Annotated in this window: 15 protein-coding genes, 2 tRNA genes, 2 rRNA genes and 1 pseudogene; 12 read left to right on the top strand and 8 right to left on the bottom strand. The window is 58.5% G+C overall.

Annotated features, from left to right (window positions below):
• Positions 1 to 110 precede the first annotated feature (110 nt).
• From ACA067_RS29005 to recD, 7 genes are all read left to right on the top strand, one after another.
• Positions 111 to 187 (top strand) — tRNA-Ile (locus ACA067_RS29005).
• Between the two features lie 34 nt (positions 188 to 221).
• A tRNA-Ala gene (locus ACA067_RS29000) sits at positions 222 to 297 on the top strand.
• 239 nt (positions 298 to 536) lie between these two features.
• Positions 537 to 3,429, top strand: a 23S ribosomal RNA gene (locus ACA067_RS28995).
• Between the two features lie 152 nt (positions 3,430 to 3,581).
• Positions 3,582 to 3,697: ribosomal RNA gene (rrf, locus tag ACA067_RS28990) — 5S ribosomal RNA — on the top strand.
• A 149-nt stretch (positions 3,698 to 3,846) separates the two neighbouring features.
• Complete coding sequence (gene recC, locus ACA067_RS28985; protein WP_497459581.1) at positions 3,847 to 7,299, top strand: exodeoxyribonuclease V subunit gamma; 3,453 nt, start codon at positions 3,847 to 3,849, stop codon at positions 7,297 to 7,299.
• On the top strand, positions 7,296 to 10,985 hold the full coding sequence (gene recB / locus ACA067_RS28980; protein ID WP_497459580.1) for an exodeoxyribonuclease V subunit beta: 3,690 nt from the start codon (positions 7,296 to 7,298) through the stop codon (positions 10,983 to 10,985). Before recC ends, recB begins: the two co-directional genes overlap by 4 nt.
• On the top strand, positions 10,982 to 13,087 hold the full coding sequence (gene recD / locus ACA067_RS28975) for an exodeoxyribonuclease V subunit alpha (RefSeq protein WP_497459579.1): 2,106 nt from the start codon (positions 10,982 to 10,984) through the stop codon (positions 13,085 to 13,087). Before recB ends, recD begins: the two co-directional genes overlap by 4 nt.
• A 43-nt stretch (positions 13,088 to 13,130) precedes the next feature.
• Here the strand turns inward: recD and ACA067_RS28970 are convergent.
• Positions 13,131 to 13,268, bottom strand: a pseudogene (locus ACA067_RS28970) (LysR family transcriptional regulator); the annotation flags it as partial.
• 482 nt (positions 13,269 to 13,750) lie between these two features.
• Here ACA067_RS28970 and ACA067_RS28965 point away from each other — a divergent pair.
• Positions 13,751 to 14,170, top strand: coding sequence for a DUF5625 family protein (locus tag ACA067_RS28965; protein ID WP_497459578.1), 420 nt, complete (start codon positions 13,751 to 13,753; stop codon positions 14,168 to 14,170).
• Between the two features lie 284 nt (positions 14,171 to 14,454).
• On the opposite strand, the gene ACA067_RS28960 is transcribed toward ACA067_RS28965, so the two are convergent.
• The 3 genes from ACA067_RS28960 to ACA067_RS28950 are packed head-to-tail and all read right to left on the bottom strand — an operon-like array spanning position 14,455 to position 16,526.
• Positions 14,455 to 14,997 (bottom strand): histidine phosphatase family protein, encoded by a 543-nt coding sequence (locus ACA067_RS28960; protein ID WP_497459577.1) that lies wholly within the window; start codon positions 14,995 to 14,997, stop codon positions 14,455 to 14,457.
• A 17-nt stretch (positions 14,998 to 15,014) separates the two neighbouring features.
• The gene (locus ACA067_RS28955) at positions 15,015 to 16,103 is read right to left on the bottom strand and encodes an SDR family oxidoreductase (RefSeq protein WP_497459576.1); all 1,089 of its coding nucleotides are present in this window, start codon (positions 16,101 to 16,103) and stop codon (positions 15,015 to 15,017) included.
• 3 nt (positions 16,104 to 16,106) lie between these two features.
• Complete coding sequence (locus tag ACA067_RS28950) at positions 16,107 to 16,526, bottom strand: ester cyclase (protein ID WP_497459575.1); 420 nt, start codon at positions 16,524 to 16,526, stop codon at positions 16,107 to 16,109.
• Between the two features lie 117 nt (positions 16,527 to 16,643).
• Here ACA067_RS28950 and ACA067_RS28945 point away from each other — a divergent pair, with 117 nt between their 5' ends.
• The 4 genes from ACA067_RS28945 (at position 16,644) to ACA067_RS28930 (ending at position 20,711) form a co-directional block, all read left to right on the top strand.
• Entirely contained in the window at positions 16,644 to 17,579 is a 936-nt protein-coding gene (locus ACA067_RS28945) for a LysR family transcriptional regulator (protein WP_497459574.1), read from the top strand.
• Positions 17,580 to 17,766: 187 nt separating this feature from the next.
• Entirely contained in the window at positions 17,767 to 19,221 is a 1,455-nt protein-coding gene (locus ACA067_RS28940; protein ID WP_497459573.1) for a TrkH family potassium uptake protein, read from the top strand.
• A gap of 385 nt (positions 19,222 to 19,606) precedes the next feature.
• The gene (locus ACA067_RS28935; RefSeq protein WP_497459572.1) at positions 19,607 to 20,164 is read left to right on the top strand and encodes a chalcone isomerase family protein; all 558 of its coding nucleotides are present in this window, start codon (positions 19,607 to 19,609) and stop codon (positions 20,162 to 20,164) included.
• Between the two features lie 10 nt (positions 20,165 to 20,174).
• Positions 20,175 to 20,711, top strand: coding sequence for a DUF3833 domain-containing protein (locus tag ACA067_RS28930; protein WP_348123559.1), 537 nt, complete (start codon positions 20,175 to 20,177; stop codon positions 20,709 to 20,711).
• Between the two features lie 55 nt (positions 20,712 to 20,766).
• Here the strand turns inward: ACA067_RS28930 and ACA067_RS28925 are convergent, their stop codons facing one another.
• Genes ACA067_RS28925 through ACA067_RS28910 form a run of 4 tightly spaced genes read right to left on the bottom strand, consistent with a single transcriptional unit; the run spans position 20,767 to position 24,547 of the window.
• Complete coding sequence (locus ACA067_RS28925) at positions 20,767 to 21,255, bottom strand: DUF2878 domain-containing protein (protein WP_497266554.1); 489 nt, start codon at positions 21,253 to 21,255, stop codon at positions 20,767 to 20,769.
• Between the two features lies 1 nt (position 21,256).
• Complete coding sequence (locus tag ACA067_RS28920; protein ID WP_497459571.1) at positions 21,257 to 22,516, bottom strand: class I SAM-dependent methyltransferase; 1,260 nt, start codon at positions 22,514 to 22,516, stop codon at positions 21,257 to 21,259.
• Positions 22,491 to 23,303, bottom strand: coding sequence for a DUF1365 domain-containing protein (locus tag ACA067_RS28915; RefSeq protein WP_497459570.1), 813 nt, complete (start codon positions 23,301 to 23,303; stop codon positions 22,491 to 22,493). The genes ACA067_RS28920 and ACA067_RS28915 overlap by 26 nt, the downstream gene beginning before the upstream one ends.
• A complete protein-coding gene (locus ACA067_RS28910) occupies positions 23,300 to 24,547 on the bottom strand; it encodes an NAD(P)/FAD-dependent oxidoreductase (RefSeq protein ID WP_497459569.1) in 1,248 nt (415 codons plus the stop codon). The genes ACA067_RS28915 and ACA067_RS28910 overlap by 4 nt, the downstream gene beginning before the upstream one ends.
• Between the last annotated feature and the right edge of the window lie 2 nt (positions 24,548 to 24,549).

The following is a 24,549-nucleotide window of genomic DNA, read 5'->3' as shown; positions in this document are numbered from 1 at the left end:
CTGCTCCATAAGTTCCCACACGAATTGCTTGATTCATTGAAGAAGACGATAGAAGCAGCTTCAAGCTTTAAGCTACACGCTTCAAGTTTGATTGCGAAAGCATCAAAATTGGGTCTGTAGCTCAGTTGGTTAGAGCGCACCCCTGATAAGGGTGAGGTCGGCAGTTCGAATCTGCCCAGACCCACCAATTTTGCCTGTGTGGGAAACGCCTGTAGAAATACGGGGCCATAGCTCAGCTGGGAGAGCGCCTGCCTTGCACGCAGGAGGTCAACGGTTCGATCCCGTTTGGCTCCACCATTCACTGCTTCTGACGTTAGAGTTTAGAAATGAGTATTCCACTGTGAATATTGATTTCTAGTCTTTGATTAGATCGTTCTTTAAAAATTTGGGTATGTGATAGAAAGATAGACTGGACAACACTTTCACTGGTGTTGGATCAGGCTAAGGTAAAATTTGTGAGTTGCTCTTTATGAGCAAGAATCGAATTTTCGGCGAATGTCGTCTTCACAGTATAACCAGATTGCTTGGGGTTATATGGTCAAGTGAAGAAGCGCATACGGTGGATGCCTTGGCAGTCAGAGGCGATGAAAGACGTGGTAGCCTGCGAAAAGCTTCGGGGAGTCGGCAAACAGACTTTGATCCGGAGATGTCTGAATGGGGGAACCCACCTAACATAAGTTAGGTATCTTAAGCTGAATACATAGGCTTAAGAAGCGAACCAGGGGAACTGAAACATCTAAGTACCCTGAGGAAAAGAAATCAACCGAGATTCCCTTAGTAGTGGCGAGCGAACGGGGACTAGCCCTTAAGTGGCTTTGAGATTAGCGGAACGCTCTGGAAAGTGCGGCCATAGTGGGTGATAGCCCTGTACGCGAAAATCTCTTAGTCATGAAATCGAGTAGGACGGAGCACGAGAAACTTTGTCTGAATATGGGGGGACCATCCTCCAAGGCTAAATACTACTGACTGACCGATAGTGAACTAGTACCGTGAGGGAAAGGCGAAAAGAACCCCGGAGAGGGGAGTGAAATAGATCCTGAAACCGTATGCGTACAAGCAGTGGGAGCCCACTTTGTTGGGTGACTGCGTACCTTTTGTATAATGGGTCAGCGACTTATTTTCAGTGGCGAGCTTAACCGAATAGGGGAGGCGTAGCGAAAGCGAGTCTTAATAGGGCGTCTAGTCGCTGGGAATAGACCCGAAACCGGGCGATCTATCCATGGGCAGGTTGAAGGTTGGGTAACACTAACTGGAGGACCGAACCGACTACCGTTGAAAAGTTAGCGGATGACCTGTGGATCGGAGTGAAAGGCTAATCAAGCTCGGAGATAGCTGGTTCTCCTCGAAAGCTATTTAGGTAGCGCCTCATGTATCACTGTAGGGGGTAGAGCACTGTTTCGGCTAGGGGGTCATCCCGACTTACCAAACCGATGCAAACTCCGAATACCTACAAGTGCCGAGCATGGGAGACACACGGCGGGTGCTAACGTCCGTCGTGAAAAGGGAAACAACCCAGACCGTCAGCTAAGGTCCCAAAGTTATGGTTAAGTGGGAAACGATGTGGGAAGGCTTAGACAGCTAGGAGGTTGGCTTAGAAGCAGCCACCCTTTAAAGAAAGCGTAATAGCTCACTAGTCGAGTCGGCCTGCGCGGAAGATGTAACGGGGCTCAAACCATACACCGAAGCTACGGGTATCACTTAGGTGATGCGGTAGAGGAGCGTTCTGTAAGCCTGTGAAGGTGAGTTGAGAAGCTTGCTGGAGGTATCAGAAGTGCGAATGCTGACATGAGTAACGACAATGGGTGTGAAAAACACCCACGCCGAAAGACCAAGGTTTCCTGCGCAACGTTAATCGACGCAGGGTTAGTCGGTCCCTAAGGCGAGGCTGAAAAGCGTAGTCGATGGAAAACAGGTTAATATTCCTGTACTTCTGGTTATTGCGATGGAGGGACGGAGAAGGCTAGGCCAGCTTGGCGTTGGTTGTCCAAGTTTAAGGTGGTAGGCTGGGATCTTAGGTAAATCCGGGATTCTAAGGCCGAGAGCTGATGACGAGTGTTCCTTTTGGAACACGAAGTGGTTGATGCCATGCTTCCAAGAAAAGCTTCTAAGCTTCAGGTAACCAGGAACCGTACCCCAAACCGACACAGGTGGTTGGGTAGAGAATACCAAGGCGCTTGAGAGAACTCGGGTGAAGGAACTAGGCAAAATGGCACCGTAACTTCGGGAGAAGGTGCGCCGGTGAGGGTGAAGCATTTACTGCGTAAGCCCATGCCGGTCGAAGATACCAGGCCGCTGCGACTGTTTATTAAAAACACAGCACTCTGCAAACACGAAAGTGGACGTATAGGGTGTGACGCCTGCCCGGTGCCGGAAGGTTAATTGATGGGGTTAGCTAACGCGAAGCTCTTGATCGAAGCCCCGGTAAACGGCGGCCGTAACTATAACGGTCCTAAGGTAGCGAAATTCCTTGTCGGGTAAGTTCCGACCTGCACGAATGGCGTAACGATGGCGGCGCTGTCTCCACCCGAGACTCAGTGAAATTGAAATCGCTGTGAAGATGCAGTGTATCCGCGGCTAGACGGAAAGACCCCGTGAACCTTTACTATAGCTTTGCACTGGACTTTGAATTTGCTTGTGTAGGATAGGTGGGAGGCTTTGAAGCGTGGACGCCAGTTCGCGTGGAGCCAACCTTGAAATACCACCCTGGCAACTTTGAGGTTCTAACTCAGGTCCGTTATCCGGATCGAGGACAGTGTATGGTGGGTAGTTTGACTGGGGCGGTCTCCTCCTAAAGAGTAACGGAGGAGTACGAAGGTGCGCTCAGACCGGTCGGAAATCGGTCGTAGAGTATAAAGGCAAAAGCGCGCTTGACTGCGAGACAGACACGTCGAGCAGGTACGAAAGTAGGTCTTAGTGATCCGGTGGTTCTGTATGGAAGGGCCATCGCTCAACGGATAAAAGGTACTCCGGGGATAACAGGCTGATACCGCCCAAGAGTTCATATCGACGGCGGTGTTTGGCACCTCGATGTCGGCTCATCACATCCTGGGGCTGAAGCCGGTCCCAAGGGTATGGCTGTTCGCCATTTAAAGTGGTACGCGAGCTGGGTTTAGAACGTCGTGAGACAGTTCGGTCCCTATCTGCCGTGGACGTTTGAGATTTGAGAGGGGCTGCTCCTAGTACGAGAGGACCGGAGTGGACGAACCTCTGGTGTTCCGGTTGTCACGCCAGTGGCATTGCCGGGTAGCTATGTTCGGAATAGATAACCGCTGAAAGCATCTAAGCGGGAAACTAGCCTCAAGATGAGATCTCACTGGGACCTTGAGTCCCCTGAAGGGCCGTCGAAGACTACGACGTTGATAGGTTGGGTGTGTAAGCGCTGTGAGGCGTTGAGCTAACCAATACTAATTGCCCGTGAGGCTTGACCATATAACACCCAAGCAATTTGACTACTCGAAAGAGCATCAGATTGCGGTGTGTGAAGACGAAACGAACCGAAAGTTCGAGACCTCACAAAACACCGAAAGCTATCACATACCCAATTTGCTGAAACGTCGAAAGACGGTTCAGTACCCGAATTTCTTGACGACCATAGAGCATTGGAACCACCTGATCCCATCCCGAACTCAGCAGTGAAACAATGCATCGCCGATGGTAGTGTGGGGTTTCCCCATGTGAGAGTAGGTCATCGTCAAGATTAAATTCCGAAACCCCTATCTGCGTATGCAGGTAGGGGTTTTGTTTTTGTCCGCAGGAAAGCCGCTGTAGGAGCAAGCTCGCTCCTACACAAGTCGCCTTCAATGCTAAAGTCCCTTCCTCGATTTTGCTTTCCCCAAGGAAGCCTTTATGCCGGACGCGACGTCCCTCAGTGCTGGTTTTATGGTGGTTCACGGCAACCGCCTGGACGAGTTGCGCAGTCTGGTGGTCAGCTGGATGCGGCGGTACCCGCTGGCGCCCCTGGAAAATGAAATCGCCCTGGTACAGAGCAACGGCATCGCCCAATGGCTGAAGCTGGCACTGGCCGAAGACCCGGAAGATGGCGACATGGGTGGCTGTGGCATCGCCGCCGCCATCGACGTGCAGTTACCGGGCAGCTTCATGTGGCAACTCTATCGCATGGTCCTTGGCCGTGATGAAATCCCGGTCAAATCCCTGCTCGATAAAGCCCCGTTGACCTGGCGTCTGATGCGCCTGCTCCCGCAATTGATCAATCAACCGCACTTCGAGCCCCTGCAACGCTTCCTGGCCAATGACACCGATCTACGTAAACGCTACCAGTTGGCCGAGCGGCTCGCGGATCTGTTCGACCAATACCAGGTATACCGGGCCGACTGGCTCGAAGACTGGGCCGAAGGCCGCCATCAATTACGCAACGGCAGAGGCGAAATCAAACCCCTGACCCCGGCCAACTGCTGGCAGGCAGAGTTGTGGCGTGCACTGTTGCTGGATGTGGGTGAGCAAGGCATGGCGCAAAGCCGTGCCGGGGTCCATCAGCGGTTCATCGAACGCATCAACAACCTCGAAGTGGCCCCCAGCGGATTGCCTTCCAGGGTGATCGTTTTCGGGATTTCCTCGTTGCCGGCTCAAGCCCTGGAAGCCTTGGCCGGACTGTCTCGTTTCAGCCAGGTTTTGCTGTGCGTGCATAACCCTTGTCGTCACCATTGGGCAGACATCGTCGCCGATAAAGACCTGTTGCGGCATCAATACAAGCGTCAGGCGCGCAAGCACGGCATGCCGGTGGTGCTCGATCCGCAAACCCTGCATCAGCATGCCCACCCGCTACTGGCGGCATGGGGCAAGCAGGGACGGGACTACATCAACCTGCTCGACAGCTACGATGATCCCAACAGCTATCGTTCGGCATTTCGCGATGGGCGCATTGACCTGTTCAGCGACAGCCAACCGCAGAACATGCTCAACCAGCTGCAGGACGACATCCTTGAATTACGTCCCCTGAGCGAGACTCGCGAGCGCTGGCCTGCGATCGATCTGGCGAAGGACGAATCGATCCGTTTTCACATTGCCCACAGCGCTCAGCGCGAAGTGGAAATCCTCCACGATCAATTGCTCGCGCGCTTCAGTGCCGACCCGCAGTTGAGGCCGCGCGACGTGATCGTGATGGTCCCGGATATCGACAGCTACGCCCCGCATATTCGTGCGGTATTTGGCCAGCTTGATCGCCATGATCCGCGCTTCATTCCCTTCACGCTGGCAGACCAGGGCCAACGTGGCCGTGATCCGCTACTGATCGCAGTCGAGCATCTGCTCAAACTGCCTGACAGTCGTTTCCCGGTGAGCGAAATCCTCGACTTGCTGGACGTCCCGGCACTGCGCGCACGCTTCGCGGTGGAAGAGCGTGACCTGCCAACCCTGCACCGCTGGATCGAAGGCGCCGGCATTCGCTGGGGCATGAACGCCGAGCAGCGTGCGGGTCTCGGTCTGCCGGCGGAGCTGGAGCAAAACAGTTGGCGTTTCGGCTTGCGACGGATGCTGCTCGGTTATGCCGTGGGCAGCGCCGGTGCCTGCGAGGGCATAGAGCCCTACGATGAGATCGGTGGTCTGGATGCCGCGCTCATCGGTCCGTTGGTCGCGCTGCTGGATGCGCTGGAGATTGCCCACCAGGAACTCTCTCGGCCTGCTCCCCCCAAGCAGTGGGGCATGCGATTGCAAGCGCTGGTGCAGTTGTTCTTCCAGGCCAGCAACGAGCATGACGACTACTTGCTGTCCCAGCTCGAAGCGTTGCGTGAAACCTGGCTCGAGACCTGTGAATCAGTTGGCTTGCGCGACGAGTTACCCCTGACCGTCGTCCGTGAAGCCTGGCTGGCCGGGCTGGATCAAGGCCGCTTGTCCCAGCGCTTCCTGGCCGGTGCGGTTAACTTCTGCACCTTGATGCCCATGCGCGCGATCCCGTTCAAACTGGTCTGCCTGCTGGGCATGAATGACGGCGATTATCCGCGGGCGCAACCACCACTGGACTTCGACCTGATGGGCAGCGATTACCGCCCCGGCGATCGCTCCCGGCGCGAAGATGACCGCTATCTGCTGCTGGAGGCGCTGCTGTCGGCGCGTGACCAACTGTATATCAGCTGGGTCGGCCGCAGCATTCGGGATAACAGCGAGCGGCCTGCATCGGTGCTGATTGGCCAGCTGCGCGACCATCTGGCCAGCGGCTGGCGATTGCACGAAGCGGACGAAGACCTGCTTGAGGCCATGACTCAGGAGCACCCGTTGCAACCCTTTAGCGCCCGTTATTTCCACGAAGGCGATGATCTGTTCAGCTATGCCAACGAATGGCAGGTGCTGCACCAAGCGAGCGAGCCCGAGACTGAGATCGAAGTCCTCGATGCCTACCTTCAGGAAGAGCCATTGAGCCTGGGTCAATTGCAGGATTTCCTGCGTAATCCTGTACGACATTTCTTCAGCCAGCGCCTCAAGGTGTTCTTCGAAGCTGCAGACGTACCCCTGGCCGATGAAGAACCGTTTGTACTCGACGCGCTGCAACGCTACAGCCTCAGCGACAGGCTGCTCGAAGCGGCGCTGGGACAGCCGGATCACACCGATCAGGCGCTGGAGGCGCAGGCCAGGCGCCTGCAGCACAGCGGGTTGCTGCCCATGGCCGGTTTTGGCGAATGCCTGCAGCGAGAATTGATCGAGCCATTGCCGGATCTGCTGCAGCGCTACCGACAACTTCTGGCGTTATGGCCCACACCGCTCACCAGCGCACTGCCGGTGAGTCTGGAGCTGCAAGGCCTACGCCTGGAAGGTTGGCTCAGCGGCCTGCATCAGCGTGCAGACGGTGGTTTGCTGTCGGTCACGACGATCCCCAACAGCATCGGTTCGATCAAGTCGCGCAAATGGCATCGACTGACGCGGCCATGGGTCAACCACCTGGTGGCCTGCGCCAGTGGCATGGCGCTGACCACGGCGTTGGTGGCCAGCGACGACAGTCTGCTGCTCGCTCCATTGGAGCAGGGTGCCGCTTCGCGGATTCTGGGTAACCTGCTAATGGCTTGGCAAACCGGTATGCGCCAACCGCTGCCGATTGCAGTGAAAACAGCCTTCGCCTGGCTGGGTCAGACCGATCCGGTCAAAGCCCAGGCCGCTGCGCGCAAGGCCTATGAAGGCGATGGCCTGACCACGGATGGCGAGCGCCGTGAAAGCCCGGCGCTGGGTCGTCAGTTTGCCGACTACGACGTGCTGATGGCCGACGAGACGTTCCCCGATTGGTGCGACGCCTTGTATCGGCCACTGCTTGAAGCGCCCTGGCGTTCACTGACCAGCGAGGAAGCGCGCTCATGACCACGAAAACACCGCTGGCCCTGGCCTTCCCGCTGCGTGGCAGCCAACTGATCGAAGCCAGCGCCGGGACCGGCAAGACCTTCACCATTTCCGCGCTCTATCTGCGCCTGGTCCTGGACCACGGCGGGGAGCCGAGCGGGTTCGGACGTGAGCTGTTACCCCCGCACATCCTGGTTGTGACCTTCACCGATGCGGCCACCAAAGAACTGCGTGAACGTATTCGCACGCGTCTGGCCGAGGCTGCACGGTTTTTCCGCGAGGAAACCCCGGCGCCGGATGCGCTGATTGCCGGGTTGCGTGATCAGTACCTGCCCGAGCAGTGGTCCGGCTGCGCCAACCGCCTGGATATCGCCGCCCAGTGGATGGACGAAGCCGCCGTCTCGACCATCCACAGTTGGTGCCAGCGCATGTTGCGCGAACACGCGTTCGACAGCGGCAGCCTGTTTACCCAGACCCTGGAAACCGATCACAGCGATTTGTTGGGTGAGGTCCTGCGCGATTACTGGCGAATGTTCTGCTACCCGATGCAAGGCGATGCGCTGAACTGGGTTCGCAGCAACTGGGGCGGCCCGGCGGCATTGCTGCCGCGAGTACGCGGGTTGTTTGCCAGCGAGCGTGACAATGTCGTGGGTAGAGCGCCTGCCGAGCTGATCGCGCAATGCCTGTTGGAACGACGGGCCGCCTTGCTCGAACTCAAGATGCCCTGGCGCCAGTGGGCGGACGAGTTACTTGCGCTGTGCCATCAGGGCGTTGCGAGCAAGAGCGTCGACGGGCGCAAGATGCAGGCGCGTTACTTCGAACCCTGGTTCGAAAAAATTAAAGCCTGGGCCGAGGACGAATCCCTCGAGCAACTGGATATCGGTACCGGTTTCACCCGCCTGACGCCGGATGGCATGGCTGAAGCCTGGAAAGGTGAGTCGCCCCGTCATCCCGGTCTGGATGCGATGCCCGGCCTGAAGCTCAGCCTCGATGGATTGCCGACGCCCGATGCGGCGGTTCTGCAACATGCCGCCCAATGGGTGGGTGCACGGTTCGAGGAAGAGAAACGTCGGCGCGCGGAAATGGGCTTCGATGACATGCTGCTGCGCCTCGATGCAGCCTTGCAATCCGAGGGCGGCGAGCGCCTGGCCACCTTGATCCGCGAGCAGTTTCCGGTGGCGTTGATCGATGAGTTCCAGGACACCGACCCGGTGCAATACCGGATCTTCGAAAGCATCTATCGCATCGAAGACAACAACGCCGAAAGCGGCCTGTTCCTGATCGGCGACCCGAAGCAGGCGATCTATGCCTTCCGCGGTGCCGACATCTATACCTACCTGCGCGCCCGCCAGGCCACCGCTGGCCGCCTGCATACCCTGGGCACCAACTTCCGCTCCAGTCATGGCATGGTCAGTGCGGTCAACCATGTGTTCGCGCGTGCTGAGTCGCGCGAGGCCGGGCGGGGCGCTTTCCTGTTTCGTGAAAACAACGGCGACAACCCGGTGCCGTTCCTGCCCGTCGAATCCCAGGGGCGCAAAGAAGTTCTGCACATTGAAGGCCGGGCTATCCCCGCCCTGAATGTCTGGCACCTGTCTGCCGATCAGCCACTCTCCGGTGCGGTGTACCGGCAACAACTGGCCGCCGCTTGCGCCAGTGAAATCACGGCGTTGCTCAACGGCGGGCAACAAGGTCGTGCGGGCTTCATACAGGACGGCAAAGACTTTCGGGGCCTGTTGCCGGCTGATATCGCGATCCTGGTGCGCGACGGCAAGGAAGCCCAGGCCGTACGCGCCGAACTCTCGGCCCGGGGCGTGCGCAGTGTTTACCTGTCGGACAAGGACTCGGTGTTCGCCGCCCAGGAAGCCCACGACGTGCTGACCTGGCTCAAGGCGTGCGCCGAGCCGGATGTCGAGCGTCCACTGCGGGCTGCACTGGCTTGCATCACGCTGAACCTGTCGCTGGCCGAACTGGAACGGTTGAATCAGGACGAACTGGCCTGGGAAGCGCGGGTCATGCAGTTCCGCGGTTATCGCGAGCTGTGGCGCAAGCAGGGTGTGTTGCCCATGCTGCGGCGCTTGCTGCATGACTTCCGCCTGCCCCAGGCGTTGATCGCGCGCAGTGATGGCGAGCGCGTGTTGACCAACCTGCTGCACCTGTCCGAGTTGCTGCAACAGGCGGCTGCCGAACTCGATGGCGAGCAGGCGCTGATCCGGCATTTGTCCGAGCACCTGGCGTTGTCCGGCCAGGCTGGCGAAGAGCAGATCCTGCGCCTGGAGAGCGATGAACAACTGGTCAAGGTCGTGACCATCCACAAGTCCAAGGGGCTTGAGTACCCCTTGGTGTTCCTGCCGTTCATTTGCTCGGCGAAGCCGGTGGATGGCAGCCGTCTGCCGCTGCATTACCACGACGCCAGCGGCAAGGCCCAGGTGACCTTGAAACCGACGGCCGAGTTGATTGCCCTGGCCGACGACGAGCGTCTGGCCGAGGATCTGCGGTTGCTCTATGTGGCCTTGACCCGGGCGCAACATGCTTGCTGGCTCGGCGTGACCGACCTCAAGCGCGGCAATAACCACAGCTCGGTGCTGCACCTGTCGGCGTTGGGTTATCTGCTGGGGGGCGGTGCGCCATTGGCTGAGTCGGCCGGGTTGAAGCGTTGGCTGGAAGACCTGCAACAGGACTGCCCGGCACTGAGCTACGGTGAAATGCCTGAAGCAAGTGCCGAGCATTACCATCCGCCACACAACGAAGCGGCACTGCTCGCTGCGCGGATCCCCCAGCGCAAGGCCAGTGAAAACTGGTGGATCGCCTCTTACAGCGCCTTGCGCATTGGCGAGCGCCTGAGCGAAGGCAGTGACGAAGCCCCCGAGAGTCCTCAAGCGCAAAAACTCTTCGACGACGAACGCCTCGATCCGCAAGCACCACGAGAAGTGGTTGCCGGCGGCGCGGACATCCATCGATTCCCCCGTGGCCCGAGCCCCGGTACTTTTCTTCATGGCTTGCTGGAGTGGGCCGGAGACGAAGGTTTTGCCGTCACACCGCAAGCGGTGGAAGACGCCATTGCGCGTCGCTGTAACCGTCGCGGCTGGGAAGGCTGGATCACCGCCCTGAGTGACTGGCTGCAGCATCTGCTCAAATCCCCACTGCCTATCGGTGCAGGACAGTCGCCGGTGATTTTCAGCCAACTGAGCCAATACCGCGTCGAGATGGAGTTCTGGTTCGCCAGCCACAAGGTAGATGTACTCAAACTCGATGAGCTCGTGCGCCAATACACCCACAACGGTGTGGCACGGGTGGCCGCCGAACCGGTGTTGCTCAACGGCATGTTCAAGGGCTTCATCGACCTGACATTCGAGCACGACGGCCGCTACTACGTCGCCGACTACAAATCCAACTGGCTGGGTGTCGATGACATGGCCTACACCGAGCAGGCCATGGAGCAGTCGATCCTCGACAACCGTTACGACCTGCAATACGTGCTGTACCTGCTGGCCCTGCATCGTCAGCTCAAGGCGCGGCTTGCCGATTACGATTACGACCGGCATGTCGGCGGTGCGTTGTACCTGTTCCTGCGGGGTACGCGCGCACCCAGCCAGGGGGCGTACTTCGCCCGTCCGCCAAAGGAACTGATCCAGCGTCTGGACCGGATGTTCCAGGGCAAGCCAGAACCCAAGGCAGAACCGGCCTGGGAACAGGGAGAACTGCTATGAGTCGCACCTTCGCCGATTTGCTGCCCACGCCATTGGCCGCCGAAAGCCTGGCGGACCTGGCCCCGTTGAGTCGTGCCGATGACTTGTTGCTGTTGCTCTCGCGCTGGGTCGAACGCGGCTGGTTGCGGGCGCTGGACAAGGCCTTCGTTGCCTTTCTGCATGAGCTCGCACCCGATGATGATCCGCTGGTGCTGCTGGCCGCGGCATTGACCAGTCACCAACTCGGACACGGGCATGTCTGCCTGGATCTGTTCGAGACCCTCAAAGAGCCGGACTTCGCCCTGTCGCTACCGCCTGAAGGGGATCTGCAAAGTGACGCGATGCTGTTGCCGTCGCAATTGCTTGAAGCCCTGGACGGCGCTCATTGGTGCAAGGTGCTGGCCGCCAGCAACCTGGTGGCATTGGCGGTCGACGGTCGTGAAGCAGCGCAGCAGAGGCCTTTGGTATTGTCCGGCAAGCGCCTGTACCTGCGTCGCTACTGGGCTTACGAACGGCGCATCGATCATTCCCTGCGCCAGCGCCTGGCGGAACACGAAACAACCCCGGATGATTTATCCCAACGTCTGACCGGCCTGTTCGGTCCCGCCCGGCCCGGCGAAATGATCGACTGGCAGAAGCTCGCCTGCGCCCTGGCCACCCGCAGTGCCTTCAGCATCGTCACCGGTGGCCCGGGCACCGGCAAAACCACGACCGTGGTGCGGTTGCTGGCGCTGCTCCAGGCGCCGGCAGTGGAGGCAGGCAAACCGTTGCGCATCCGTCTCGCCGCCCCCACCGGTAAAGCCGCGGCCCGGCTGACCGAGTCCATCAGTGCGCAGGTTCGCACCCTGGAAGTCGCTGAAGCGGTACGGGAAAAGATCCCGTCGGACGTCACCACCGTGCACCGCCTGCTCGGCAGCCGTCCCGGTACCCGCCATTTCCGGCATCACGCGGGTAATCGCCTGCCGCTGGATGTGCTGGTGGTGGACGAAGCCTCGATGATTGACCTGGAAATGATGGCCAACCTGCTCGACGCGATGCCGGCCCATGCGCGACTGGTGCTGCTGGGTGACAAGGACCAGCTGGCGTCGGTGGAGGCCGGTGCCGTGCTCGGCGATCTGTGCCGCGATGCAGAGGCCGGTTGGTACAGCCCGCAGACCCGGCAGTGGCTGGAGTCGGTCAGTGGCGAACGCCTGGACGCCAGCGGTTTGCAGGAAGACCTCAATGGGACTCATCCACTCGCCCAGCAAGTGGTGATGCTGCGCCACTCACGGCGGTTCGGCGAGGGCAGCGGCATTGGACAACTGGCGCGCTGGGTCAACCAGCAGCACCCTGAACAAGCGCGCAAGCTATTGGCGACGCGCAGTCACGACGATGTGTTTTGCCTGTCCCTCAAGGGCGAGCAGGATCGGGCGCTGGAACGCCTGCTGCTCGAGGGGCATGGCGACGGGCCGCAAGGGTATCGGCATTACCTGACCTTGCTGCGCAGCCAGCGGCCAGCGCTCGACAGACCCCTTCATGATCAATCCTGGGTCGACTGGGCACGTAGCGTGCTGCAAGCCTTCGACGCGTTCCAGTTGTTGTGCGCCGTACGCAAGGGGCCCTGGGGCGTGGAAGGCTTGAATCAACGAGTGACCGCCGCGCTGCTCAAGGCGCGGCTGATCGACAGTGACCATCAATGGTACGAAGGCCGCCCGGTGCTCATGACCCGCAACGACTATGGCCTGGGCCTGATGAACGGCGATATCGGCATCGCGCTCAAGTTGCCGGAACGTGATGGCCCCGACGCCGGGAAGCGGGTACTGCGCGTGGCGTTCCCGCGCAATGACGGGCAGGGCGGCGTGCGTTTTGTCTTGCCGAGCCGGCTCAATGATGTCGAAACCGTGTACGCCATGACCGTGCACAAATCCCAGGGTTCGGAATTCGCCCATACGGCGTTGATCCTGCCGGACGCCCTTAACCCGGTCCTCACCAAGGAGCTGATCTATACCGGCATTACCCGGGCCAAGCACTGGTTCACCTTGATCGAACCGCGCGCCGGGGTGTTCGAAGAGGCGGTGCGGCGCAAGGTCAAGCGCTTGAGCGGGTTGATGCTGGAGCTGGAAGAGACGCCCCTGGCCGGGTGATTGAATGGGGCGACGCCGGCGACGGACACTGTGCGAACGCCGACTAGTCGGCGAACAACATGTCCCGGCTCTCCCCCATCAACAGCCCCTGATTCCGTTCTGTGACCGCGCGGATGTAATCCCACAGCGAGGTGATCCGCTTGAGCTTGCGCAGGTCTTCGCGGCAGTATATCCAGAACTTCAAGGAACCCAGGTTAACCCAATGAATACAGGGGCTAACCGTCATGAGCATTCTTGAAGTTCGATCTGCTGTTACAAACACTGTTACAAACCTCGCTGTTCCCGTGAAGCCGACGACAAGACTCGCCAAGCCGTATCACTTCAGGCGTAACGGGATTTACTACATGCGTCTCAGGGCCACGGGCAGCACCACTGAGTTCGCTTCGGTTTCCCTCAAGACCAGCAACAGGCGGGATGCATTGGACGCTTCAGAACAGCTTGCGGGGTTCGTCAGGATGCTTTGTCGCTGAGCCTGCTAGGCTCGCCGTGGCGCACCTCTAAGCTGGGGAGATGGCTGTGGCACGCGATTCAAGCGGCAGGATCTCTTATCCTTAGGTGGATCAAAAGGAGGTGGGCGTGTTCAAGGTTGTTAAGGTGCTGTCAGTCCTGTTCATGTGGTGTATCGCTAACAAGTCCCCTACGTACCCACCCCTGGAGACTCCTATGAATTTAGCCGGGGTTGCTGGTGAGTCAATGCTCGATTTCACGATCAGAGAAGAGGACGATTATGCAGTGGAGCTCAGCTATTTTTTTGATGCTAAAGATTCATCGAATCGCGAACAGGTATGGAAAGCAGCGGGTGGGGACTTGCGTCTAGGGCCCGGGCATTGGGCAGCGGCAGGCGCACCGTTCGATCTTGAAACGATAATTACCGACGCAAAGTCCGGAACAGAAGTGCATCGGTCATCAATATCGCATCCCAAGCTCACTTCTATTGGAGGAAGCGCTTTGTATGCTGAAACTTGTAGGGTTGTTTTGAAGAAAGGTAGATACAAGCTACTGGTACGTCGCATCGGCAGCGCCAGTGATCTGGCGAAAACGGGTGTGAATATAAGCGTCGTGGAGGCCTATCATGGGAAATAGGAGGAGTTTACGCCGCCCGCCCACACTCAATGAATTGTCCCTTTGTTGGGTTTTCACAGCGGATGATTATGAATGTCCGCATTTGGCCGATTTCTGCCTGTCGCCACCAGCAGCAATAGGTATCTGTCCAGCGAGACAAATCGCCAACCTACACTCCAAGCCCCCGCCTTTGTACGGGGCCGAGCGAGTAGAAAAACGTGGTTTTCGCGTCCCAAAGAGGTCTCTACAAATGAACGACCAACCTGAACTTTCCCTTCGTTTAATCTCCGCGCCAGATGGCACTTTTAAACACCGCTATATTGATACACCGTCGCACTCCAATACTGGCTGCCGTTACGTTTTTGGCGAACCCATCCATCGGCCACCAGTTGTTTGGCGATCATTCGATTCATAAAGCCATGACCGAGCAGCAGAACCGGTCCTTCGTTGGCAAGGGACTGAAGTCGTCGAGCTGCCGTGCTGGCGCGCATCCTCGCAATTCCGGCGGATTCGACGCTGCGTGAGTAACCGCACAACCATAAGACTCGAAGGATAAATGCCCAGGTAAACGGCGATAGCCGTGGCAGTTTCCAGTGACCATAAGGCAGTTGCGCTTCACAGAAAAGCGCGTCGACAAGGGCGGGCTTCAGGCCAAGAGCCTGGACGGAGGTCAGCGCACGAGGCGCGCTGCTTGAGACAATCACCTTGGCGGTTGCGGCGAGCTGCATGCTGGCATCCGGGACGGATTGGTTGGTAATTTCGGATCGGTTGTATTGCTCGATCCAGTCTTTCATATCGAGCGCTGACATTTTGTCGGTTGCGACCAGTTTTGGCTGGCCGTGACGCATCAGGATTATTTCCCTACTCACTGTATGTTTACGTCCTTGTTCAGGTGTGCGGTCAATGTGGAAGGAGTGCGGTTCCGGGAACTTAAGGTTTGACTCTCAAACCAATCGTGATCGCGGTACCACGCCACCGTGTCGGTGATTGTCAGCTCTAGTGGCCGGAAACTCAGGCCAAGCTCTTGTTCACTCTTGCTGTGGTTGAAACAGGTGCGGTCCTTCTCTCGTACCAACAGGCGCAACGTGGCCATGCTCAGCAGAATGGGCTTGCTGGTAATACGCGCATACATCTCCTGCACAGCCGCCAACGTGTATAGAAAGGGGAGCGGTAGTTGTCGAACGGGTGTCTTGACGCCCGCTATACGTCCAAGCATAGGCACCAGCTCACGCATTGTCATATGCCGGCCCGCCGCGAGATAGCGCTCACCTCGCCGCCCATGTCTGGCTGCGGCAATCTGCGCCAATGCCACATCGCGGGCATCGACAACGGAGAAACTACCGGGGATCAGTCCGGGCAGTTTGCCGAGCACGACATCGTTAACCAACTGTCCCGAGGAGGTGGGGCCCATGTCGGCCGGGCCCCACATCCAGCCAGGCAGGACCATGCAGGCATGCATCTCGGGATGGACCTCCAGGAACGACAAGACGACACGGTCGGCGAGAATCTTGCTACGGTAGTAGTCATCCGCATCGGCGTCGGCCCGCAGACATGTCTCATCGATGGACGTGCCAGGTGCGCCGTCGAGCACGGCAATGGAAGACGTATGGATGAACCGTCGTATACCGGCGCGGTAGGCCTGGTATAGCAGGCGCCGCGTACCAGACACATTGATCTTTTCGAGTTCCTTCCAGTGGCTGCCGCCCTTGTAGTTGTCGCGAAAGAACGCCGCGGTGTGAAACACCGTATCGCAGCCTTGCAGCGACGCTGCGAATGCGTCGACATCGGCCATGTCCCCAACGACCAGTTCCACACCCGGCAAATTGTAGAACTGCTGTTCACCTTTGGCTCTTGAACGGACCAGGGCTTTGACCGCGTAGCCACGAGCGACCAATTCACGCACCAGGTTGTTGCCCAACAAGCCGGTTGCGCCAGTAACGAATGCGCTGTGCATGGCTCAACCCTCAGCTGGATAGGCTAACGGCATCAGCACCGCACTGTCGAAGAAGGCCTCTTCACGGATGGCCAGCCCGTCTCTGAAGGTGAAGTGTGCGGCGTAGTACGCGGTAATATGGCGTCCATGAGGTGGAATCACCCGGCCTGGCAGCACCAAGGGTGCGGCGAATGTGCCGGTCAGGAAGGCAGTCAGCGCCAAACGATCGTTACCGACGGCGAATGGGCTGAAAATCACTTGGGCATCGGGGAGCGCTTCGAGCAATGCGATCTCTCGTTTGCGCATGTCTTCGCGACCGGTTTGTATCCCCATACTATCGAGGTAGATGAAGTCTTCGCAAACCAGCGCAAGCATCGCCTCCACATCACGGCGATTGAAGGCACTGGCGGCGCGTTCCGCATAGTCGTTGGGGCCAGTAGTCATACAGTCCATTCCATTCGTCTTCGAGGGCTTGTAGATATACCTTTGAGGCCTCTCCCGAAAAACAGCGACTACTGCATAATGGATTTGCACATATGCAGACCAGGGAGGATATGAAGCATGGCGTTGCAAGCAAATTGGGACGATCTTCGTCTGTTGTTGGCAGTCTCGCGGCGTGGCAGCTTTCTTCAAGCTGGCCAGATGCTGGGTATTGCGGCGTCTACTGTGTCCCGCCGGTTGACCCAACTTGAGAGCGCCCTGGGCGAGCTACTCGTCGAGCGGGGCGTTGAAGGATGCTGGTTGACCTCGCGCGGCCAATCCCTCGTGGAAGTTGCCCTAGCGGCGGAGGCGGGCTTGAGGCGTCAAACCGTTGCTGGCATGTCCGGGCTACACACAGAGCTATTTGGCAGTGTCCTGGTCAGTGCAGGAGAGGGATTTTCGTCTTGCGTGCTGGAGGCTGCGAGTCGCTTCACCTCTCTTCACCCGCGTTGCTCGGTGGAGTTGATGGCAACAGCCGACTTTCACAAGATCGTCCGCGGCGTGGCAGACATTGCTGTACGCACCGCTCATCTAGGCGAACCGTCGCTGATTTATCGACCAATAGGCAGGCTCGCTTACGGTGTCTTCGCCGATGCAGGTTATCTGAAACGGTATCCAGGAGTGACTCCGGCCACTGCGATCAATATTGCCTTGCTTCCTCCGCTGGACATGTTGCCGCAAATGCGTGCGGCAAAGGCCGCGGGTCTGGAACGCGCGCAGATCAGCGTGAACTCGTTCGCGGTTCAGCTCGAATCGGTGAGGCGAGGAATGGGTGTGGCAGTACTGCCCCGTATTCTGGCGAAGGACCTGATCGAGTTGTTCCCGGATCTCCAACTTCCAGATATGGAAGTCTATCTGGTGACCCGGCCTCAGGCATTGAAACAGGCTCACATTAAATGTTTTTTTGCCATCCTGGAGCAGGTGCTGCTCGAAGCCCTTTCCATTGAAAATGTGGAAGGTTACCTGTTGGGGGGCGACCTGAAATGGGGGCATGGGGGCGCTAGCCAAAATAATTGAGATTGGTTCAGTCATGACATCAGCTAACGAAGTTACCAATGAAACCATGACCGGCAGAGATCGACCAAAAGCTGCCCTTTGACGCACGCAGCCTGACTGATTGCTCGTAGAAGTTTTACGCAGAATTTACGGAGCCTTTAGGTTGGGCATCCGATACTGAGCGGTGCTAATTTGGAACGCTACTGTTATGTCCCTCGCAGCAATTCGGCTTATCGGCTTCATCTTAGGCATTTTTCTGATCACGCTGGCCGTAAGCATGGCTATTCCCATGATCACACTGGTGGCCTACGAGCGTAGCGACGATCTGTCGGCATTTCTCTGGTCGAGTTTGATTACCTTCATCTGTGGCCTCCTGTTGATCGTGCGGGGGCGCCCGGATACTGGCCAGCTTCGTCCTAGGGATATGTACCTGCTGACTACCGGAAGCTGGGTAGTTGTGTGCACCTTCGCAGCGTTGCCAATGGTGTTCATCAGCGATATCACCTACACCGACGCATTCTTTGAAACGATGTCTGGCATCACAACCACTGGCTCGACTGTACTCACCGGTTTGGATAGCTCATCTCCCGGATTGTTGATATGGCGCTCCATGCTGCATTGGTTGGGAGGCATCGGTTTTATCGGCATGGCTGTGGCGATCCTTCCACTGTTGCGGGTAGGCGGCATGCGTCTGTTCCAGACAGAGTCCTCAGATTGGTCGGAGAAAGTGACACCGCGTTCCCATGTGGCAGCCAAGTACATTCTTTTGCTCTATCTGGGGCTTACTGGCATCGGAGCTCTGGCGCTCTGGCTCGCTGGCATGACGCCATTTGAAGCAGTCAACCACGCAATGTCGTTGATCTCTACCGGGGGGTTCTCAACTTCGGACGCCTCACTTGGGCATTGGACGCAACCAACGATTCACTGGGTGGCAGTGGCCATCATGATTCTGGGCAGCCTGCCATTCACCTTGTACGTCGCGACATTGCGGGGCGATCGGCGTGCGCTGATTAAGGACCACCAGGTACGCGGATTCATTGGATTCTTGCTCGTCACATCGCTGGCTGTGGGTAGTTGGCTTTGTTTTCACAGCGATTACGGATGGTGGGATGCGTTTCGTATCGTGGCAGTCAATGTGACCTCGGTCGTCACGACCACCGGAATTGCGGTTGGCGACTACACGTTATGGGGCAGCTTTGCTGTCTTGCTCTTTTTCTATCTGACCTTTGTCGGTGGATGTTCAGGCTCAACTGCAGGAGGTCTTAAAATCTTCCGTTTTCAGGTTGCTGCCGCCCTACTGGTAAGTAGTTTGAAGCAGTTGATCCATCCTCGAGCCGTGATTCAGAAGAAGTACAACGGTCATCCCATCGACGAGGAGATCTTGCGCTCGCTTTTGACCTTCTCGTTTTTCTTCACCATCACTATTGCCGCCATCGCCTTGGGCTTGGCTCTCATTGGACTTGATTGGACAACAGCATTGAGCGGCGCAGCAACTGCGGTGTGTAATGTCGGGCCAGGGCTTGGCACGATCATTGGGCCGGCAGGTAATTTCTCATCATTACCTGATGCCGCCAAATGGCTACTGACCGTTGGAATGCTTCTAGGAAGGCTGGAAATCCTGACTGTGTTGGTACTCGTAACTCCAGTTTTCTGGAGATATTGACCCACCTTGTCGGGCGCTGAGACTACAAGGTACATGGGGGACGAAAATCAACTCGTCGATACCTACCCAAGAGGCAGCGAGTACTTCCATAGAGAAATTAGTAGTCGTTTGGGTTGCCGCTGTTGGCCGATGGCTGCCCTTGTCGAGAGGCAGTTTTTGGCCGATTTCTGCCTGTCGTGACCGGCTGAAAACGACCCAATAAAGATGATCATCAAAGAAGCCTCTAGCGCATAAAGTTGGAGACCTCCAGTGGGTTGCCGACGGCACCTATGTTCTCAACCGCTTCCCTTGGGGGTAAAAAATTGTACACGTTCTGTACTGGTGGCGTAAAAACTATACATTGAGCTAGTCTTGTATAGAATTTTTAAAAAAGGCCGAGACGTTGATGAACGTGGCTGATTCCAGACGCTTTCTCGAACATCGTCTGTCGATATGCTGGCTGTTCGCGATGTTACTCGCCGTACCTGCCTGGGCGGACTGGCATCCCGCGCTGCCCGATAGGCGTCTGGTGGGCAGCGGCGACTTTACCTGGTTCGGCGTGAGTCTATACACCGCGCGGTTGTGGAGCTCTGGGTTGCCCCTGACCTGGGATCAGCCCTTTGCACTCGAACTGACTTATCACCGTGTCTTTTCCCGGGACACGCTGGTGGAGGTCAGCCTCAATGAAATGGAGCGCATGGCGGAGGCTCGTCTAGAGGAGTCCACCCTCCAACGCTGGTCCAATGAAATGCGTGAAGCCTTCGTCGATGTTCGGCCCGGAATGCGCATCACCGGGGTCTACCATCCCGGCAAAGGCTGCACGTTCTTCGTCGACGGCCAGCTGCGCCGGCGGGTCGACGACCCTGCATTCGCCCGCGCCTTCTTCGATATCTGGCTTGATCCGCGCACTCGGGACAAGCAACTGCGTCAACGACTGCTGGGGATGGCCGGGCCGGCGGAGTGAGGAGGTTGAGATGCGTCAAATACTGGTACTGCTCGTTAGCCTGTTGCTGGTCAGCTGTAACAACGTTGGCGTGGAGCACTACGCAAAGGAGCGACCGACGCTTGATCTCGTGGCGTTCTTCTCTCGGCCGGTACAGGCTTGGGGCCTGTTCCAGAATCGCTCGGGCGAGGTGGTCAAGCGCTTCCATGTCCAGATCGAAAGCCGCGTCGAGGGCCAGCAGTTGATCCTCGACGAGCGATTTCTCTACAGCGATGGCACGCGTCAACGGCGCGTCTGGACGCTGGAACCGGCCGGCGCCGGGCGTTGGCGTGGTCGTGCGGACGACGTAGTCGGAGAGGCTAGCGGCGAGGTCGCTGGCAACGCGCTGCGCTGGCGCTATCGCCTTGACCTGCCGGTTGACGGCAGGCATTGGGAAGTGGATCTGGACGACTGGATGTACCTGATGGACGAAGACACGATGATCAATCGCTCGAATATGAGCAAGCTTGGAGTCGAGTTGGGACAAGTGATCCTGTTCTTCCGCCGTCAGCCGGAGTCGCTGCCGTAAACCCACAATAACCGGCAAAGCAGGCGATATTCACGCATTCAAAAGCTGTTGTTTATCAGCGGGACGCAGCCAGTCGCAGGATGATTGGCATCCATACAGCCCACAGCATCGCAAGCAGCAGGGCCGTGCCAAGGGTGCCCCAAGGCAAACCTACACCGGCCAGCGTTGCGCCGGCGATGTAAGCCAGAGGTCCACCGCACAGACCCAGTAGCGCCCCGTACCAGATGGGACGTCGGGCCCACGCCAGGCTGTGGCGAAGCCCACTGGCCAGTACCAGCCACAGCAAGGCAAGCCACAGGGGAAGGGGTTGCTGGGCAAAATCGAAGACTCCCAGCGCACCCAGGCTGGCATCCAGTAAACAGCCTGCCATCCCCACACAGGCCAGAGCGGTTGCTTCGTCGCCTGGTCGTGGGCAAGCAGCCACATGCACCAACAGGCCTGCCACCACGGGGAGTAGCAGCCAAGGATGCCGCTCGCTCAGTACGCAAGCCCACCAGGCGGCCTGCATCCATAGCGCGTTGCCGATCAACCAGGCCCGGCTCAAATCAGGCGCCCGGCAGCGCTGCGCGGCGTGCGGCCGGAGCTGCCCAGAGCAGTTGCGCGACGCCGATAGTACGCTCCTCGAAACCACCCTGGCAGTAACACAGGTAGAACTCCCAGAGGCGCTGAAAGGTGTCGTCATAGCCCAGCTCGGTCAAGGCGGTGCGCGACTGACGCAAGTTGTCGCGCCAGTGCTGAAGAGTCCGCGCATAGTCCAGGCCGAAGTCCTCCATGTGCACCAGGTTCAACGCGGTATGGCAACTGGCGGTCTGCAGCATGACGCTCAGGGAGGGGAGGGCACCACCGGGAAAAATATAGCGCTGAATGAAATCTACCGACCGCCGCGCCTGTTCATAACGCTGGTCACGGATGGTGATGGCCTGCAGCAGCATCAAGCCGTCATCCTTGAGCAGCGACGCGCAGCGCTGAAAGTAAACAGGCAGATAGCGGTGCCCGACCGCCTCGATCATCTCGATAGAGACCAGCTTGTCGAAGCGTCCGCCAAGGTCGCGGTAGTCCTCGCGCAGGACGGTAATGCGGTGTTGCAGACCAAGATCCTGGACGCGCTGCAGGGTATGGGCGTACTGCGCCTCGGACAACGTGGTGGTGGTCACCCGGCACCCGTGGCGGGTAGCGGCGTGGATCGCCAGGCTGCCCCATCCGCTACCGATCTCGAGCAGATGGTCATCGGGGCGCAGCGCAAGTTTGGCGCAGATACGCTCGAGCTTGTTCAGTTGGGCCTGCTCCAGGCTCTGCTCCAGACTGTCGAACATGGCTGCCGAGTACATCATGGTCGGGTCCAGCAGCCGCTCAAACAAGGCATTGCCCAGATCGTAATGGGCGAGAATGTTGCGTCGCGCGCCGCGCCGGCTGTTGCGGTTTAGCCAGTGCAGCAGGCGTAGGATCGGACGGCCCAGGCGCGCCAACCCGCCTTCAAGGGCGTCGAGCACCTCCAGGTTGGCGACGAAGAGGCGAGTGACCGCGGCCAGGTCCGGACTGCGCCAGTAGCCATGAATGTAAGCTTCGCCGGCACCGATAGAGCCGTTGGCAGCCACCATACCCCAAGCTGCCTCGTCGAAGATCTCGACCTCAGCGTGCAGCGCGCTGCCGACGTCGCCGAACAGCCACTGCCGGTCTTGGTAGACCAGGCGCAGCCGGCCTTGGCGCAAGTTGCGAAGCTGAGTGAGCACGGCGCTCCTGGCCAGGCCGCCGAATAACGGCGCCAGGCCCAAGGATTTGCTAACGCTCAGAGTTGGATCGGACATGCTTGGGCTCCTCGTGGACGTGATGGCCAAGGTTTTGGCTGCTCTGACTGGTCTTGTGGGCATAGAGCGGGGTGCGTTTGAGTAACAGGCGCATGGCTTGCCAATAAATCGCACCGAGGGTGCGCAGGCTCATCCAGGGGAAGGCCAGTACGTGCCGTTGTAGTGCGGCGGCATCCAGCGGCTGTCGGCGCAGGGACAGGCCGGCCTCGAATACTTTTTGTCCTTCGCGGCGGTTTTCCATGTGGATGCGCATGTGCGCGTCATCAATGTAAAAACGCATGTGGTACTGCATATCCATTGGCAGGAATGGCGAGACATGGAATGCCTTCGTGACCGAGAACTGCCGGGGCTGACCGGGCAGCACCGGCAACACGTAGTGAAAACGTTCACGCCAAGGGGTGTTACGTACCTCCAGCACAATCGCCGCCAGGAGACCGTCACTGTCATGGCAAAAGTAGAAACTGACCGGATTGAATGAAATCCCCCAACTGCGCGGCTGGGTCAGCAAATGAATGGTGCCGCAGGGCGCCTGGCCCAAGGCCTTGGCCACCACTTCGCGCACCGCTTCCTTCAAGGGGATACCGCGACGAGTCCAGGCTGGCAGGTAATCGGTTTCTCGCCAGCACAACGGCGCCAGGCGAGAAGCACCGAGTAACGGGGACAGGCCCAGCAGCAGATCCTGTTCGTCCAGATCCAGATAAAGCATGCCAATGCGATAACGGAATCCATGGAACCGCGGCACCAGACGCCGGTGGCTGACCCAACCGTAGCAAAGGCTGCTGTTCACAGGCGCTCCCCGAATCTTTGGGCGACGTCCAGTGCGCTGACCACGCCATCCTCATGGAAGCCGTTTGCCCAATAAGCGCCGCAGAAGTAGCTGTGCTGGTTTCCCTGTAGCTCACCCTGGCGCGCCTGGGCCGCCATGGCGGCAAGGCTGTATTGAGGATGTGCATATTTGAAGCGAGCGAGCACCTGCGACGGGTCCACGTAATCGCCCTGATTGAGGCTTATGCAGAAGGTTACCGGGGCATCGAGGCCTTGCAGAATGTTCATGTTATAGGTCACGGCCGCCGGGGCGTGCGCGGGTCCACCGAGGCGATAGTTCCAGCTGGCCCAAGCCTTGCGCCGGCTGGGCAGCAGGCGGGTGTCGGTGTGAAGCAATACTTCGTTGGCGGCATAGTCGAGGGCTCCTAGCACCTCGTGCTCGGTGGCCGTCGGTTTCTCTAGCAGCGCCAAAGCCTGGTCGCTATGGCAGGCGAACACGACCTTGTCGAAACGCTCATGGCCTGCCGCACTAGTGATCACCACGCCGTTGTCGCCCCGGCGGACGCTCATCACCGGGCAGCTGAGCCGAATGCGTTCGCTGAAGGTCTTGCACAACGGCTCCACATAGCTGCGCGAGCCACCCTCGATCACTCGCCATTGTGGCCGCTGGCTGATCGAGAGCAGACCATGGTTACGAAAAAAACGGACGAAGAAGTGCAACGGGAAGCGCAGCATATCGGCCCGTGATACCGACCAGATGGCCGAGCCCATGGGTACGATGTAGTGATGGATGAAACGCTGCCCGTAGCCTCGCGTGTGCAGGTAATCGCCAAGACTCATGCCCGGCTCAATGCGGTGGCCGTAAAGGTCGGCCACCGCCTGCCGGTTGAAGCGCACGATATCGCGCAACATACCCCAGAAGCCCGGCGATAGCAGATTGCCGCGCTGGGCGAAGAGGGTGTCCAGGTTATTGCCGTTGTATTCCAGGCCGCTCTCCGGATCGTTCACGGAAAAGCTCATCTCGGTGGGGCGCGAGACGACTCCAAGGCGATCCATCAAGCGGATGAAGTTGGGATAGGTCCAGTCGTTGAATACGATGAAACCGGTGTCTACTGCATAACGCTGGCCCTGCCATTCTATGTCGACAGTATGGGTATGACCGCCGATCCAGTCGGCCGCTTCGAACACGGTCACCTCACTGCGACGTGACAGCAGATAGGCACAGGTCAGCCCAGAGATCCCGCTGCCGATAATGGCGATACGCATAT

It is taken from the genome of Pseudomonas sp. LBUM1674, from assembly GCF_059695635.1.
This window is presented reverse-complemented; position numbering and strand designations above follow the sequence as displayed.

Bases quoted from the DNA above. Each gene is read 5' to 3' on its own strand.
- recC (WP_497459581.1), top strand. From the start codon at position 3,847: ATGCCGGACGCGACGTCCCTCAGTGCTGGTTTTATGGTGGTTCACGGC.
- recB (WP_497459580.1), top strand. From the start codon at position 7,296: ATGACCACGAAAACACCGCTGGCCCTGGCCTTCCCGCTGCGTGGCAGC.
- recD (WP_497459579.1), top strand. From the start codon at position 10,982: ATGAGTCGCACCTTCGCCGATTTGCTGCCCACGCCATTGGCCGCCGAA.
- ACA067_RS28965 (WP_497459578.1), top strand. From the start codon at position 13,751: ATGAATTTAGCCGGGGTTGCTGGTGAGTCAATGCTCGATTTCACGATC.
- ACA067_RS28960 (WP_497459577.1), bottom strand. From the start codon at position 14,997: ATGCGTCACGGCCAGCCAAAACTGGTCGCAACCGACAAAATGTCAGCG.
- ACA067_RS28955 (WP_497459576.1), bottom strand. From the start codon at position 16,103: ATGCACAGCGCATTCGTTACTGGCGCAACCGGCTTGTTGGGCAACAAC.
- ACA067_RS28950 (WP_497459575.1), bottom strand. From the start codon at position 16,526: ATGACTACTGGCCCCAACGACTATGCGGAACGCGCCGCCAGTGCCTTC.
- ACA067_RS28945 (WP_497459574.1), top strand. From the start codon at position 16,644: ATGGCGTTGCAAGCAAATTGGGACGATCTTCGTCTGTTGTTGGCAGTC.
- ACA067_RS28940 (WP_497459573.1), top strand. From the start codon at position 17,767: ATGTCCCTCGCAGCAATTCGGCTTATCGGCTTCATCTTAGGCATTTTT.
- ACA067_RS28935 (WP_497459572.1), top strand. From the start codon at position 19,607: ATGAACGTGGCTGATTCCAGACGCTTTCTCGAACATCGTCTGTCGATA.
- ACA067_RS28930 (WP_348123559.1), top strand. From the start codon at position 20,175: ATGCGTCAAATACTGGTACTGCTCGTTAGCCTGTTGCTGGTCAGCTGT.
- ACA067_RS28920 (WP_497459571.1), bottom strand. From the start codon at position 22,516: ATGTCCGATCCAACTCTGAGCGTTAGCAAATCCTTGGGCCTGGCGCCG.
- ACA067_RS28910 (WP_497459569.1), bottom strand. From the start codon at position 24,547: ATGCGTATCGCCATTATCGGCAGCGGGATCTCTGGGCTGACCTGTGCC.